The sequence below is a fragment of the Leisingera sp. JC11 genome, from assembly GCF_040704725.1.
Taxonomy (GTDB): Bacteria; Pseudomonadota; Alphaproteobacteria; order Rhodobacterales; family Rhodobacteraceae; genus Leisingera.
On the sequence record NZ_JBFCVS010000004.1, the window covers coordinates 46,556 to 59,162 of the forward strand.

Genomic DNA, 12,607 nt, shown 5'->3' on the forward strand with positions numbered 1-12,607 from the left:
AACACCGCCGCAGCCGCTGCAATCAGAGGTCTTAACGGCACTGGCTGTGATATTCCGGGTTGGGCACCATGGCGGTGGCGCTGGCCACCCGGTTCGACATGTTGAAGAAACCGGCGACATTGGCGATGTCCCAGATGTCCCGGTCGCTGAAACCTGCATCACGCAAAGCTTGCCGGTCGGCCTCCTCAATCTCCGCGCTCGCCGTGGTCATCCTGGCCGCAAAATCCAGCATCGCCCGCTGCCGCGCATCCAGCGGCGCCACCCGGTAGTTCATCACCAGCATCTCGCCCAGCTGCGGATCGCCGGACAGCTGCCGCACCGCGGCGCCATGGGCCACCAGGCAATAAAAACAACGGTTGATCGAGGAAACCACCACCGCGATCATCTCCCGCTCCAGCTTGCTGAGACCGCTGTCCGCCAGCATGAGGTCATTGTACATCGCCGTGAAGGCATTGAGCTTGTCGATGTCAAAGGCATTTGCCTTCAGCACATTCGGCACAAAGCCCAGTTTCTCGACACAGATATCGAAGTACTTCTGCGTTTCCGGCGGCAGCGGGTCCACCATCGGCAGGTCGAGGGCTGTGGGCTGGGTCTGGTCACTCATCGCGGTCAATCGCCTTGTTGCATAATCCGGTAGTGGTACTGTCCAACACAGTCCATGCCGAGGGAAGCGTAAAGCCCGTTTGCGCCCTCGTTACGTTTCGTGCAAAGCACCGCCAGTTCGCCGGCGCCGTTCTCCAGCGCCCAGAACGCCGCTTGGCGCATCATCCAGGCGCCCATGCCGGCGCGGCGCTGATGCGGCAGGATTTCCAGTGCGTGGACCATCGCCACCCCGTCGTGAATGGCCACGAAACCGGCACCGGCCGGTTTGTCCCTGTGGCGCCCCAGCAGCCCGGTCTTGGGCCCCTGCACCCGCTGCATAACAGCCAGCCGCTCCGGCCCGATGCCCCCTTGCGCCCAGATCTCGCGCTGGATTGCCAGCGGCTCCCAGACGCAGAAAGCAGTGACACGGGGCACCGGAATATCTGTCAGCCGCTCCGCCGGGCAGGTCCACAGGTTGACCGGGTCCTTCACCGCGTAACCCCGCGCCTCCAGCTGCGCGTCCAGCTCCGCCTCGCCGTCGCGGATCATGAACAGGCAGTCCTGCCCCATGGCGCGCATCGCTTCTTCCGCGGCCGTGATCTCCGCGTCTGCAACCGGGCCGGAAACCGTTGCCGCCGACACCCGGCTGCCGCCGCCTTTCCCTTCGCGCAGGGTAACGGGACCAAGCTCGCGCAGGGACGCAGGCGGCCAGGTCGCTTCGGTCACGGCGTAATAACGGGGATCGGTGGTCACTGCTCCAGCTCCTTTGCCAGCTCGGTCATCGCCGCGTCGATCCGCACGCCATCTGTGCCGCGGATCACGATATTGGCGCCGAACGCGCCGTCCTTCTGGAACGGGTAGCAGCCCACCGACAGATCGCCATAGGCCTCAGCCAAGGCGCGCAGCGGTCCGGCAATCTCACCCTCGCCGCGCAGCACCCGCAGGGTCTGCGACAGCACCGGCCTGCCGCCGGTCAGGGTCGGCATCACGCTCGCCACCATCGCCTGGAAAATCATCGGCACCCCCGCCATCACATGCACATTGCCGATGGTGAACCCCGGCGCCGCCGAGACCGGGTTGTCGATCAGCACCGCGCCATTCGGAATGCGGGCCATCCGCAGCCGCGCCTCGTTCATCACCAGCCCCTGGGTATCGTAATGCGCCTGCAGGATCGCCCGGGCGTCGTCGCGCACATCCAGATGCGCGTCAAACGCCAGGGCGATGCAATCGGCAGTGATGTCATCATGTGTCGGCCCGATGCCGCCGCTGGTGAACACATGGTCATAAGCACCCGAGAGCGCCTGCACGGCGGCGATGATCGCCGCCTCATCGTCGCTGACAACGCGGGCTTCCTTCAAATCGATGCCGTGTTTGGTCAGCTCCCCCGCCAGAAAATGCATATTGGCATCGCGGGTGCGGCCCGAAAGGATTTCATCCCCGATGACCAGCATGGCGGCAGTAGGGTTAGGCGTTGCGGACATAAGCATCTCCCTTGGCTGAGCGTGAAAATACCCTGCCGGCGGGGCGGCACAAGGGCCAAAGCGACTAGGAAAGCCTCGCAACCGCAGCGTCGAACAGCGCCGCATCCCCCATCGCGCGGGCCAGTATCATCGCGCCTTCCAGGGCCGCAATCATATGCGCGGCAGCCTTTTCGGCTTGCTCCGGCGCCATCCCCTGACGGCAATGAACCTGCCGCAGCCAGTCCAGGTTGCGCTCAAAAAAAGCCCGCGTTGCCCTGGCCACCGGTGGCGGCAAATCGGCAATCTCGGCTCCGAAGACGCCGCACAGGCACATCAGCCCGTCCTGTTTCAGAGCCGCGCCATAAGCTGCAACATAGCGCTTGAGCAATTCCGCAGGCTCCGCTCCTTGGGGATCACCCAAGACTTTGAAAAAGTTGCCAGAATACCGCTCCGCCAAAGCTTCCCCCAAGGCTTCCTTGGTCGGGAAATGGTAGTGGACAGAGGCTGATTTGATACCGATTTCCGCAGCAATTTCACGGAAGCTGAAGGCGTTGTAGCCACCTGTGCGCGCGGCCTTCTCCGCAATGTCCAGAATGCGTTCCGCGGTGTCCGGCTTTGCCATGTTCACCCCCTCATCTGTCTACCTACCTACCGATAGGTCTTGACGGCAGGCGGCACAATCCACATTTATCTACCTACTGATAGATAGGAGAATCGCTATGACGACTGAAACCGCACTGATCATCGGCGGATCCTCGGGAATGGGTCTGGAAACCGCCCGCCAGCTGGTGAAATCGGGACAACATGTCACCCTGCTGGGCTCGTCTGCCGCCAAGCTTGAGGCCGCCAAGGCTGAGCTCGGGACCCTCGCCGACGCCCGGCAGATCGACCTGATGGATTTCGCAGCTGTTGAAGCTCTGGCGGCAATACTGAAGGCAGACAGCCGCTACATCAGCAAGCTGGTCAATGCTGCCGGCGTTTTTGCTCCCAAACCTTTCCTTGAACACGGGCTCGAAGACTACGACCGTTACATGGGGCTGAACCGCGCCACGTTCTTCCTGACTCAGGCCGTTGCAACCAACATGCAGCGCAACGGCGGCGGTGCCATCGTCAACATCGGCTCCATGTGGGCCAAGCAAGCCATCAAAGCGACCCCCAGTTCAGCTTACTCCATGGCCAAGGCCGGCTTGCACGCCCTGACGCAGCACCTGGCAATGGAGTTGGCCGATCACGGCATCCGGGTGAACGCGGTTGCCCCCGCGGTGGTGGTCACCCCGATCTACGGCGCCTTCATCGATCCGGCGCAGATCGAGGATACGCTGACCAGCGGCTTCGACGCCTTCCACCCGATTGGCCGCGTCGGCCGCCCGGCTGACATTGCCGCCACCGTGCTCCACCTGCTGTCGGATCAGGCCGCCTGGGTGACCGGCGCCATTTGGGATGTAGACGGCGGTGTCATGGCCGGGCGCAACTAAGGCTTTGCCGCCGGGCTGGGCTGGGATAGTCATCTCGCCATGAACTTTGCCCAGCCCCTGATCCCCGCTACCCTGATCCGCCGCTACAAACGCTTCCTGGCCGATTGCCGGCTGGAGGACGGCCGGGAAATCACCGCCCATTGTGCCAACCCCGGCAGCATGATGGGGCTGGCCGAGCCGGGCATGAAGGTCTGGCTGGAACCCAATGACGACCCCAAGAAGAAGCTGAAATTCGGCTGGCGGCTGGTGGAGCACGCGGACGGCCATTTCACCGGCGTAGACACTTCGGTGCCGAACCGCGCCTTGCGTGCCGCGCTGGAAGCGGGGGAAGTTCCGGAACTCGCCGCCTACAAGACCGTGCGCCCCGAAGTGAAATACGGTGAGAAAAGCCGCATCGACTTCCTGCTGCAGCAGGTCGGCCTGGCCGATTGCTATGTTGAAGTGAAGAGCGTGACCCTGTCGCGCGAACCGGGGCTGGCAGAGTTTCCCGACAGTGTCACAGCCCGCGGCACCAAGCACCTGGGGGAACTGGCCAGAATGGTGGCGCAAGGCCACCGCGCAATCATGCTCTACCTGGTTCAGCGCACCGACTGCGACCGCTTCCAGCTGGCCTCCGATATCGACCCGGCCTACGCAGATGCCTTTGCCAGCGCCCAGGCCGCCGGGGTGGAGAAGCTGGTGCTGGGCACACGGATCACCCCACAGGGGGTCGAGGTCGCCGGACCGCTCAAGCCAGACTAACGGCCCGGGCCGGGCAGCGGCTCAGGCTGCCTGATCCACCTGTTTCTCCGAGGCCCCCTCCTCGTGCTCCGGCTTGGCCTGGATCAGCGTGCGGGTCGGGAACGGAATATCGACTCCAGCCTCATCCAGCGCTTCCTTCACCTTGCGCTTCATGTCGGCCTGATACTGGAAGTACTCCCCCGCATCGACCCAGACACGCACCAGGAAGTCGACAGAGCTGCTGTTCAGCTCATTGACCTGGATGAACGGCTCCGGGTCGTTGTGCGACCGGCTGTCGCCCATGATCGTATCGCGGATCACCCGCTCGGCGGTAGCCAGGTTGGCACCATAGCCGACACCAAAAGTCCACTCGGCCCGGCGCGTATCGAAGGAAGAGTAGTTTTTGATCGTATTGCCCCAGACTTCCGAATTCGGGATGATCACCTTCAGGTTCGAAAGGCTGGCAATCACCGTGTTGTTCAGGGTGATTTCATGCACCGTGCCCATCTCATCATTCACTTCGATGAAGTCGCCCAGCTTGAACGGGCGGAACAGGATGATCATCACGCCTGCCGCCACATTCGACAGCGCCCCCTGCATCGCCAGGCCGATTGCCAGGCCGGCCGCACCGATCGCTGCCACGATGGAGGTGGTCTTGACGCCAAAAGTGTTGAGCACAAACAAGGCCGCAAAGGCGAGGATGACATAGCGGGCCAGGTTGCCGAGGAAATGAAACAGGGTCACATCCAGCCTGGCATTGGTGTCACCCAGCTGCACGATCCGCCGCTTGACCCAGCCTGCAACGATGAAGCCCGCCAGCAAAATGACCACCGCGGCCAGCACACTGCCCAACGCCTGCGCCAGGAATTCCAGCGTGACCAGATCCGCCAGCGATCTTCCGTCGTAGATTTCGGTTTGCATCAGGCTGTTGAAGCTTTCCATGCCGCTGTGATCCCCTTGCTGCCAATTCAATTCTGCTGCCAGGGAAACGCACCGGAGCGGGAAAAGTTCCCGCAACCCCGCTCTGGCCCTTTTCGGCGGAACCCCTTACATAGCTACGCAAAGAACGTGATGGAGCTCTGCGTGATGAGATCGAAAGACGGCCGCACTACCAAGGACGGCATCCGCATTCATGAAGCCGGCGACTATGCCGGCATGCACAAGGCGGGTGCGCTTGCCGCGCGCATTCTGGACGATATCGCAGCCCATGTGTTCCCCGGTCAGTCCACCGGCGAAATAGACCGCATCATCACCCAAATGGTTGAGGACGCGGGCGCAAAATCCGCCACCATCGGCTACAAGGGCTATCAGCACGCCAGCTGCATCTCGGTGAACCATGTGGTCTGCCACGGCATCCCCGGCGACAAGAAGCTCAAGGACGGCGATATCCTCAATATTGACGTGACAGTGATCGTCGACGGCTGGTTCGGCGATACCTCGCGGATGTTCGTCGCAGGCAAGCTCAGCCGCAAGGCGGAGCGGCTCATTCAGGTCACCCATGATTCGCTGATGAAGGGGATCGAGGCGGTGAAGCCCGGCAACACCTTCGGCGACATCGGCCATGCCATCCAGACCTATGCCGAGGCCCAGCGGATGAGCGTCGTGCGCGACTTCTGCGGCCACGGACTGGGCACCGTGTTCCACGCGCCGCCGAACGTGCTGCACTACGGGCGCCCCGGCACCGGCCCGGTGCTGGAGGAAGGCATGTTCTTCACCATCGAGCCGATGATCAACCTGGGCCGCCCCGAGACCAAGATCCTAGCCGATGAGTGGACCGCGGTCACCCGCGACAAGTCGCTGTCAGCGCAGTTCGAGCATTCGATCGGGGTAACCGCAGACGGGGCCGACATTTTCACCCTGTCCCCGGCTGGAAAATTCCACCCAACCTACGGGTAAATCCCCAAGGCTGAAGCCGGGACAGCCCGCCGCCATCTGGGCATGAGCCTTTGGCGCCCCAGCTCACAGCCCAAGGGGTGCTTTCAGCCGGTATGATGGACCGATCCTGTCAGGAGCCGGAGCCGTCCTGCCGCTCAGCTTCCTGTATGCGCCACAAGGCCAGAAGCAGGGTGCCGCCCCCCCACGGTGTCACCGCATCCTGAATGAATAGCGGTGTCCGGGCTGGTTTCGGCTTGGGTTTTGTCCCGGCTTCGGCCTTGGTCACAGGTGGCAGGAACGGGCTGTGCATTGTCTGTTCCATGCCTTGAAAGATAGCACAGAGGCCTCAGATCGACAAAAGCGCCGGCACCTCTGCCATGTCGCTGAACACTTCCGCTCCGAGCGCGGCAAGTGCCCTGCCGCCGCCTTTCGGCGCATAACCAAGGCAGCGCATTCCGGCACGCACGGCGGCGGTGACACCGCTGCCGCTGTCCTCGATCACAAGGGAGTCGCGCGCCTGTACCCCGAAATGGCTGGCAGCGGCCAAAAACAGTCCCGGCTCCGGCTTGGCCACTCCCAGCGCATGGGCCGAGAACATTGCATGCGGGTGGAAGCGCTCCCAAAGACCGTTCTGGCCTAGGGTGATCCGCATCTTCTCTTCGCTGCCATTGGACGCCACGCAAACCGGGATGCCATGGGCATCCAGCCGCGCCAGCAACGCGGGAATGCCCTGCATCAGAGGAACCCCTTGTCTCAGCCTCGCAAAAATTTCGGCGTAGATTTCTTCGATCCAATTGTCCGGCAGATCGGCGCCCATGCTGCGGGCCTGCTGCATCACGCCGGCCATTGTGCAGCCGACAAAATGCGCCATCGACTGCTCCGCAGTCAGCGGCAGTCCGCGGAGTGTCAGGTTTTTCGCCATCGCCTGGTTCGAAACCGGCTCACTGTCCACCAGCACGCCGTCGCAGTCTAAGATCACCAGTTTCGGGGTCGGGAACGTTTTGGGCATAAATCCCTCTCCATCGCGGAAAAGACAGCGCCTGCGCCGCGCAGGCGAGCGGCTTGTCCTTGTTTAGAACAGCACTGGCAGCGCGGCAAACCGGCAACGAGAAATCCCTTGCCTGGTCTGATTCAGCTGGAAACATCCCGCCACATCAGGGCGATATGGGTATCGCCGTACTTGCGGCTGTCTTGCAGCTCAAACCCGTCCGGCGCGGCCATCGGCGCGCTTTCCTCCCAGACCACCAGGGCATCATCCGCAACCCAGCCGCCGGCCACCGCCGCCGCCAGCGCCTTCTCCCCCAGCCCCTTGCCATAAGGCGGATCGAGGAAGATCAGATCATACGGCGCATCCGGGTTCTGTCCCAGCTTCAGCGCGTCACGGCGCGCAAGGGTGCAGCGGTCTTCCGCCCGGCAGATGGCGATGTTCTTGCGGATCAGGCCGCCGGACACACGCCCGTCATCGACGAACAGAACTTCCGCCGCGCCGCGCGACAGCGCTTCCAGACCCAGCGCGCCGGTGCCTGCAAACAGGTCCAGCACCCGGGCGCCGGGAACGGCACCGGTGTGCATCAGCACATTGAACAGGCTTTCGCGCACCCTGTCGGTGGTGGGACGCAGATGGGCGCCCGCGTCCCCCTTGCCCACCGCGGCCAAGGCCCGGCCGCGGTAGTCTCCTGCAATGATCCTCACGCCTTAAGCAGCGGTTTCAGATCCGCGGCAGGATCGCCGGCAACCGCCTTGTCAGCGGTCTTGCCCGCATCGATCAGCCGCTTGGCCACCATATAGGCGCGCGGGTCGTTCATCGCGTCCACCGCCACCAGCTGGTCGCCCTTGTAGTACCAGAAAGAGACCTGGCTCCCCTCGCCCTGACGGGTGACCACATTGTCGTAACCCGTGTTCAGGCCCGCAATCTGCAGTTTGACATCGTATTGATCCGACCAGAACCAGGGCGTTGCGATATAGTCTTTGTCCGCACCCAGCATGTTCTGTGCCACGACTTCCGCCTGATCGATGGCATTGGGCACGCTTTCCAGCCGGATCCGGTTGCCCTGGAACGGGAAGGAGGCGCAATCTCCCGCCGCCCAGATAGACGGATCGGAGGTGCAGCCCTTGGCGTCCACCTTGATACCGTTTTCCAGTTCCAGACCGGCGATCTCCGCCAGCTGCGACGAGGGCGTGATGCCAACGCCAACCACGACAAAATCCACGTCCAGAACTTCACCGCCGCTCAGAATGGCGCGGGTGACCTTGCCGCCCTCGCCGTCCAGCCGCTCCAGGCCGACGCCCTCGCGGATGTCCACACCATGGCTGGAATGCAGCTTCCGGAAGAAGTCAGAGGTCTCCGGCGCCGCAACACGCTGCAGGATCCGGTCTGCCATTTCCACCAGGGTGACCTGCACGCCGCGCTTGGCGCAGACGGCTGCCGCCTCCAGGCCGATGTAACCGCCGCCGACAATCAGCGCGCGCTTGCCTTCGGTCACGCTGGGCGCCATCGCGTCCACGTCGGTCAGCCCGCGCACCACATAAACACCGTCCAGATCGCCGCCAATCGCGGCCGGCAGGCGGCGCGGGTCGGACCCGGTGGTCAGTGCCAGCTGGTCGTAGGAGACCACCTCATCGCCCAGCGACACCGTCTTGGCCGCCGGATCGATCCCGGTGACGCGCTGGCCCAGCTTCAGGGTGATGTTGTTCTCGGCATAGAAGCTCTCCGGCCGCAGGAACAGCCGTTCCACTTCCATCTCGCCTAGCAGATACGCCTTGGACAGCGGCGGCCGCTGATAGGGCAGCGCCTCCTCCGCGCCGATCAGGGTGATCTCCCCGTCAAACCCGTCCTTGCGCAGTTTTGCTACTAGCGAGGACCCCGCCTGCCCCGCTCCAATCACGACGATGTGGGACATATTCCCTTGCCTCCCGCAATAGTTCCCGTCACGCTTTCAACGGACCCTATATACGCGGGGCCCCAAAACGCAATCAGGAGAAAGAGGAACGTGCGATGATTTCTGTTGGAGACCAACTGCCGGACGCCGTGCTGACGCGGATCGGGGACAACGGGCCGGAGCAGGTTCAGCTGTCGAGCAAGCTGAAGGGGCGCAAAGTCGTGATCTTCGCGGTTCCGGGCGCCTTTACCAGCACCTGCCATTCCGCCCATGTGCCCAGCTTTATCCGCACCAAGGACCAGTTCGCCGCCAAAGGCGTCGATGAAATCATGTGCCTGGCTGGCAATGATCCTTTCGTGATGTCGATCTGGGGCGACAACACCGGTGCCACTGAAGCCGGAATCACCATGCTGTCGGATGCCGAATGCACCTTTACCGAAGCGATCGAGATGCGCCTGGACGTGCCCTCCGCCGGCCTGATCGGCCGCTCGCTTCGCTATGCAATGCTGGTGGAGGACGGCGAGGTGAAGATCCTCAACAAGGAAGAAAACCCCGGCCAGTGCGAGCTCTCGGCCGGCGAAGGCCTGCTGGAAGCCATGGGCTGAGCCTGAAATTGCAGTGGCCGCCTGTTCAAGCGGCCACCTCCACAAACCCTTAATATTTCGCGAAAAACAAGGTCAGCACTGCTGCCGGAATGTTTCGCGCGCGAAACATTTAGACAGAAAAGATGACCTATTTTCAGGCAGCCCGGATCACTCCTGCGGCTCGCCGAACAGCCCGTCCATCTTGCGCGCCAGCTTTGCGTCCTGGGCGCTGATCCCGTCCACGTCATGGGTGGTCAGCACCACCGTCACCCGGTTGTAGACATTGCTCCATTCCGGGTGATGGTTCCACTTCTCGGCCCAGATCGCGGCACGGGTCATCCAGCCGAAGGCGTCAGCGAAGTTGTTGAATTTGAAAGTCTTGGTGATGGCATCGCGGCCTTCCACCATCTCCCAGCCGGTGGCGAACAGCGGCTCCAGCAGCGGGCCGCGGGTGGCGTCGGACAGTTTTTCCGTCATTCTTGCTCCTCCACATGGGCTTTGCGGAACGGGCCGTAGTCGGTCAGGATTTCAATTTCTTCCTCGGTGGCGGCCCGCTCAGCCTCGAGGTAGCGTCCGACGGCCCCGGCAAACCCGGGATCGCCGATCCAGTGCAAGCTGTGTGTCTGGCACGGCATGTAGCCGCGCGCAAGCTTGTGTTCACCCTGTGCGCCGGCTTCTGCCCGGTCAAGGCCCAAGGCAATCGCCAGCTCAATAGCCTGATAATAGCACAGCTCGAAATGCAGGCAGGGGTGCTGTTCGACGCAGCCCCAGTAGCGGCCGTAAAGCGTTTTGCTGCCTAAGAAATTCAGCGCGCCCGCCACATAGCGCCCGTTGCGTTTGGCCAGAATCAGAGCGATATCATCCGCCATCGTGCGGTGCGCAATGTCAAAGAACTGCCGGGTCAGGTAGGGCGAGCCCCATTTGCGCGCGCCGGTGTCCTGGTAGAACTCCCAGAAGGCATCCCAGTGCTCGGGGCGCAGACCGTCACCCTGATAGACGCGGATATCGCCGCCAAAGCACTGCGCCTGCATCCGCTCCTTGCGGATGTTCTTGCGCTTGCGGGAGGACAGCGCCCGCATGAACGCCTCAAAATCGGAGTAACCATCGTTCTGCCAATGGAACTGCTGCGTGGTCCGCAGCATCAGCCCCATCTCCTCGCCCAGCCGTGCCTCGTCCTGGGTGCAGAAGGTCACATGCAGGGAGGACAGGTTGTTGTCCGCCGCCAGCTGCACCGCCCCCTGCAACAGCGCCGAATGGCCGATGCCGTCAAAACCCGGGCGCACCAGGAACCGCCGTCCGGTGGCCGGGGTAAAGGGCACCGCGATCTGCAGCTTGGGGTAATAATGGCCGCCGGCCTGCTCATAGGCATGCGCCCAGTTGTGGTCGAAGATGTATTCGCCCTGGCTGTGCCCCTTGGCATAGAGCGGCGCGCAGGCGATCAGGCGGCCCTCCTGATAGGCGGTCAGATACTGCGGCTGCCAGCCGGTGCCTGGACCGACCGAACCGCTCTCTTCCAGCGCGCTAAGGAACCTGTAGGTGGTGAAGGGGTCCAGCGGCCGCCCGCCGCCTGCCGCCTCCGGACAGGCGCAGGCGTCCCAGTCCTCTGCCGCGATCTGCGACAGCGACGCCAGCACCCGGATTTCGATCTGCGCCTGAGACATGCATTTCCTCCGCACCGTTTCAAAGATGTGGGGTGCGGCCCAGCGCGATCAAGATGTTAGCGGTGAAAGGTACTGTTCAAATGTCACATTGTCGGCAAAGGCACGCGCCGCGGCTTCCTCGGCGGGCGATCTGACGGTCCAGCACAGCACCGGTACCCCGCTGTTGCGAAGCGCCTGCACCCGCGGCCGGGCAAGGTCGCCTGCCTCGTGGCTGATGAAGCTGGACCCGCTGCGGTCAAAATCAGGAATGCCGCGCAGGTCATCGCAGACCGCCTTGGGCAGTTCCTGCCAGTCCGCCGGATCGTAGGCGCTGGTGGTGATTCCGCGGGCTGTGTCTGGTGCCAGACTGGCCAGCTCCGCCACGGAATTGGGGTTGAAGGACATCAGCGCCACGGGGCCTGCGTATCTTTGCAGAGCTTCAGCCGCGGCCTGCTCAAGCACGCCATCGGTGATCCCCATTTCGCCATGCTGGTCCTTCAGCTCGATCAGCAGCGGCACCCGGCCTGCAACCAGCTCCAGCACCTCCGCAAGATCCGGGATGCCCTCGCCATCGCCGCCCTTCAGCGGGATGGCGCGCAGCTCGTCGCGGCTGCGGGCCCTGACCGGACCGGTGCCGTCGGCCAGCCGGTCCAGATCATAGTCATGAAAGACCATGGCGCAGCCGTCGCGGGACAGCTGCAAATCGATCTCGATCCCATAGCCTGCCGCGATTGCTGCACGGATCGCAGCACGGCTGTTTTCCGGGCGCCCGTCCGCAGCATCATGCAGCGCACGGTGGGCCAGCGGGACAGTCAGGAAGGCGGCAGGCAGGGACGGCGTCATTTGATCTGGAACACGCCGTCAATTTCCACCGCAACGCCCAGCGGCAGTGAGGGGGAGCTGACGGCAGAGCGCGCGTGGCGGCCGATGTCGCCCAGCGCTTCGACCAGGAAGTCGGAGGCGCCGTTCACCACCTGCGGCTGCTGGGTGAAATCCGCCGTCGAATTGACAAATGCGCCCAGTTTCACGACGCGGACCAGACGCTCTAGGTCGCCGCCGCAGGCCGCCTTCAGCTGTGCCAGCAGCGCAATGGCGCAGCGCTTGGCCGCCGCCTGGCCTGCGTCGACATCCATGTCCGCGCCCAGGGTGCCGGTGATCAGCCCGTTTTCGTCCGCCGAAATCTGGCCGGAGATATAGACCATGTCGCCTGCAACCACATAGGGCACATAGTTGGCCGCCGGTGCCGGCGCGTCAGGCAGGGTCACACCCAGCTCTTTCAGTTTTGCTTCGATGCTCATGGCGCATTCCTTCCGAGTCTTTGCTGGCCGGGACGCTACCCGCAGCTGCGGATTTCGGAAAGGGAAAATGCGAAGCCCGGCCGAGGCTTTCCGC

Annotated in this window: 17 protein-coding genes; 4 read left to right on the forward strand and 13 right to left on the reverse strand. The window is 63.3% G+C overall.

Going from position 1 to position 12,607, the window contains the following annotated elements; genetic code table 11:
- Positions 1-31 precede the first annotated feature (31 nt).
- From AB1A62_RS05835 to AB1A62_RS05850, 4 genes are all read right to left on the reverse strand, one after another.
- Positions 32-604: a peroxidase-related enzyme gene (locus tag AB1A62_RS05835; RefSeq protein WP_366660587.1), complete on the reverse strand. Its 573-nt coding sequence runs from the start codon at positions 602-604 to the stop codon at positions 32-34.
- 5 nt (positions 605-609) lie between these two features.
- Positions 610-1,335, reverse strand: coding sequence for a GNAT family N-acetyltransferase (locus AB1A62_RS05840; protein ID WP_366660588.1), 726 nt, complete (start codon positions 1,333-1,335; stop codon positions 610-612).
- Positions 1,332-2,063, reverse strand: a complete 732-nt coding sequence (locus AB1A62_RS05845; RefSeq protein ID WP_366660589.1) for a molybdopterin-binding protein — start codon at positions 2,061-2,063, stop codon at positions 1,332-1,334. Before AB1A62_RS05845 ends, AB1A62_RS05840 begins: the two co-directional genes overlap by 4 nt.
- Positions 2,064-2,127: 64 nt before the next feature.
- Positions 2,128-2,664 (reverse strand): TetR/AcrR family transcriptional regulator, encoded by a 537-nt coding sequence (locus AB1A62_RS05850; protein ID WP_366660590.1) that lies wholly within the window; start codon positions 2,662-2,664, stop codon positions 2,128-2,130.
- Between the two features lie 97 nt (positions 2,665-2,761).
- Between AB1A62_RS05850 and AB1A62_RS05855 the strand changes: the two genes are divergently transcribed.
- Positions 2,762-3,517 carry an SDR family oxidoreductase gene (locus AB1A62_RS05855; RefSeq protein WP_366660591.1) on the forward strand — a complete coding sequence of 252 codons (756 nt, stop codon included), beginning with the start codon at positions 2,762-2,764 and terminating at the stop codon, positions 3,515-3,517.
- A gap of 39 nt (positions 3,518-3,556) precedes the next feature.
- The gene (gene sfsA / locus AB1A62_RS05860) at positions 3,557-4,258 is read left to right on the forward strand and encodes a DNA/RNA nuclease SfsA (protein ID WP_366660592.1); all 702 of its coding nucleotides are present in this window, start codon (positions 3,557-3,559) and stop codon (positions 4,256-4,258) included.
- A 21-nt stretch (positions 4,259-4,279) separates the two neighbouring features.
- Here the strand turns inward: sfsA and AB1A62_RS05865 are convergent, their stop codons facing one another.
- Positions 4,280-5,179, reverse strand: coding sequence for a mechanosensitive ion channel family protein (locus AB1A62_RS05865; protein ID WP_366660593.1), 900 nt, complete (start codon positions 5,177-5,179; stop codon positions 4,280-4,282).
- A 144-nt stretch (positions 5,180-5,323) separates the two neighbouring features.
- Here AB1A62_RS05865 and map point away from each other — a divergent pair, with 144 nt between their 5' ends.
- Positions 5,324-6,133, forward strand: a complete 810-nt coding sequence (gene map / locus AB1A62_RS05870; protein WP_366660594.1) for a type I methionyl aminopeptidase — start codon at positions 5,324-5,326, stop codon at positions 6,131-6,133.
- A 109-nt stretch (positions 6,134-6,242) separates the two neighbouring features.
- Here map and AB1A62_RS05875 read toward each other — a convergent pair whose 3' ends face one another.
- The 4 genes from AB1A62_RS05875 to AB1A62_RS05890 all read right to left on the reverse strand — a co-directional run bounded on the left by AB1A62_RS05875 (position 6,243) and on the right by AB1A62_RS05890 (position 9,012).
- Positions 6,243-6,434, reverse strand: a complete 192-nt coding sequence (locus tag AB1A62_RS05875) for a hypothetical protein (protein WP_366660595.1) — start codon at positions 6,432-6,434, stop codon at positions 6,243-6,245.
- Between the two features lie 24 nt (positions 6,435-6,458).
- Positions 6,459-7,121: an HAD family phosphatase gene (locus tag AB1A62_RS05880; protein WP_366660596.1), complete on the reverse strand. Its 663-nt coding sequence runs from the start codon at positions 7,119-7,121 to the stop codon at positions 6,459-6,461.
- 122 nt (positions 7,122-7,243) lie between these two features.
- A complete protein-coding gene (gene rsmD / locus AB1A62_RS05885) occupies positions 7,244-7,804 on the reverse strand; it encodes a 16S rRNA (guanine(966)-N(2))-methyltransferase RsmD (protein ID WP_366660597.1) in 561 nt (186 codons plus the stop codon).
- On the reverse strand, positions 7,801-9,012 hold the full coding sequence (locus AB1A62_RS05890; RefSeq protein ID WP_366660598.1) for an FAD-dependent oxidoreductase: 1,212 nt from the start codon (positions 9,010-9,012) through the stop codon (positions 7,801-7,803). The genes rsmD and AB1A62_RS05890 overlap by 4 nt, the downstream gene beginning before the upstream one ends.
- A 95-nt stretch (positions 9,013-9,107) precedes the next feature.
- Here AB1A62_RS05890 and AB1A62_RS05895 point away from each other — a divergent pair, with 95 nt between their 5' ends.
- Positions 9,108-9,596 (forward strand): peroxiredoxin, encoded by a 489-nt coding sequence (locus AB1A62_RS05895; RefSeq protein ID WP_366660599.1) that lies wholly within the window; start codon positions 9,108-9,110, stop codon positions 9,594-9,596.
- A gap of 147 nt (positions 9,597-9,743) precedes the next feature.
- On the opposite strand, the gene AB1A62_RS05900 is transcribed toward AB1A62_RS05895, so the two are convergent.
- The 4 genes from AB1A62_RS05900 to AB1A62_RS05915 are packed head-to-tail and all read right to left on the reverse strand — an operon-like array spanning position 9,744 to position 12,513.
- Complete coding sequence (locus AB1A62_RS05900) at positions 9,744-10,052, reverse strand: 4a-hydroxytetrahydrobiopterin dehydratase (protein ID WP_366660600.1); 309 nt, start codon at positions 10,050-10,052, stop codon at positions 9,744-9,746.
- A complete protein-coding gene (locus tag AB1A62_RS05905) occupies positions 10,049-11,236 on the reverse strand; it encodes a GNAT family N-acetyltransferase (protein ID WP_366660601.1) in 1,188 nt (395 codons plus the stop codon). The genes AB1A62_RS05900 and AB1A62_RS05905 overlap by 4 nt, the downstream gene beginning before the upstream one ends.
- Before the next feature lie 48 nt (positions 11,237-11,284).
- Entirely contained in the window at positions 11,285-12,058 is a 774-nt protein-coding gene (locus AB1A62_RS05910; protein WP_366660602.1) for a glycerophosphodiester phosphodiesterase family protein, read from the reverse strand.
- Positions 12,055-12,513: a RidA family protein gene (locus AB1A62_RS05915; RefSeq protein ID WP_019297302.1), complete on the reverse strand. Its 459-nt coding sequence runs from the start codon at positions 12,511-12,513 to the stop codon at positions 12,055-12,057. The genes AB1A62_RS05910 and AB1A62_RS05915 overlap by 4 nt, the downstream gene beginning before the upstream one ends.
- Positions 12,514-12,607: the final 94 nt, after the last annotated feature.

Coding starts and splice junctions, on each gene's coding strand:
- AB1A62_RS05835 (WP_366660587.1), bottom strand. CDS start 604: ATGAGTGACCAGACCCAGCCCACAGCCCTCGACCTGCCGATGGTGGAC.
- AB1A62_RS05845 (WP_366660589.1), bottom strand. CDS start 2,063: ATGTCCGCAACGCCTAACCCTACTGCCGCCATGCTGGTCATCGGGGAT.
- AB1A62_RS05850 (WP_366660590.1), bottom strand. CDS start 2,664: ATGGCAAAGCCGGACACCGCGGAACGCATTCTGGACATTGCGGAGAAG.
- AB1A62_RS05855 (WP_366660591.1), top strand. CDS start 2,762: ATGACGACTGAAACCGCACTGATCATCGGCGGATCCTCGGGAATGGGT.
- sfsA (WP_366660592.1), top strand. CDS start 3,557: ATGAACTTTGCCCAGCCCCTGATCCCCGCTACCCTGATCCGCCGCTAC.
- AB1A62_RS05865 (WP_366660593.1), bottom strand. CDS start 5,179: ATGGAAAGCTTCAACAGCCTGATGCAAACCGAAATCTACGACGGAAGA.
- map (WP_366660594.1), top strand. CDS start 5,324: ATGAGATCGAAAGACGGCCGCACTACCAAGGACGGCATCCGCATTCAT.
- AB1A62_RS05875 (WP_366660595.1), bottom strand. CDS start 6,434: ATGGAACAGACAATGCACAGCCCGTTCCTGCCACCTGTGACCAAGGCC.
- AB1A62_RS05880 (WP_366660596.1), bottom strand. CDS start 7,121: ATGCCCAAAACGTTCCCGACCCCGAAACTGGTGATCTTAGACTGCGAC.
- AB1A62_RS05890 (WP_366660598.1), bottom strand. CDS start 9,012: ATGTCCCACATCGTCGTGATTGGAGCGGGGCAGGCGGGGTCCTCGCTA.
- AB1A62_RS05895 (WP_366660599.1), top strand. CDS start 9,108: ATGATTTCTGTTGGAGACCAACTGCCGGACGCCGTGCTGACGCGGATC.
- AB1A62_RS05900 (WP_366660600.1), bottom strand. CDS start 10,052: ATGACGGAAAAACTGTCCGACGCCACCCGCGGCCCGCTGCTGGAGCCG.
- AB1A62_RS05905 (WP_366660601.1), bottom strand. CDS start 11,236: ATGTCTCAGGCGCAGATCGAAATCCGGGTGCTGGCGTCGCTGTCGCAG.
- AB1A62_RS05910 (WP_366660602.1), bottom strand. CDS start 12,058: ATGACGCCGTCCCTGCCTGCCGCCTTCCTGACTGTCCCGCTGGCCCAC.
- AB1A62_RS05915 (WP_019297302.1), bottom strand. CDS start 12,513: ATGAGCATCGAAGCAAAACTGAAAGAGCTGGGTGTGACCCTGCCTGAC.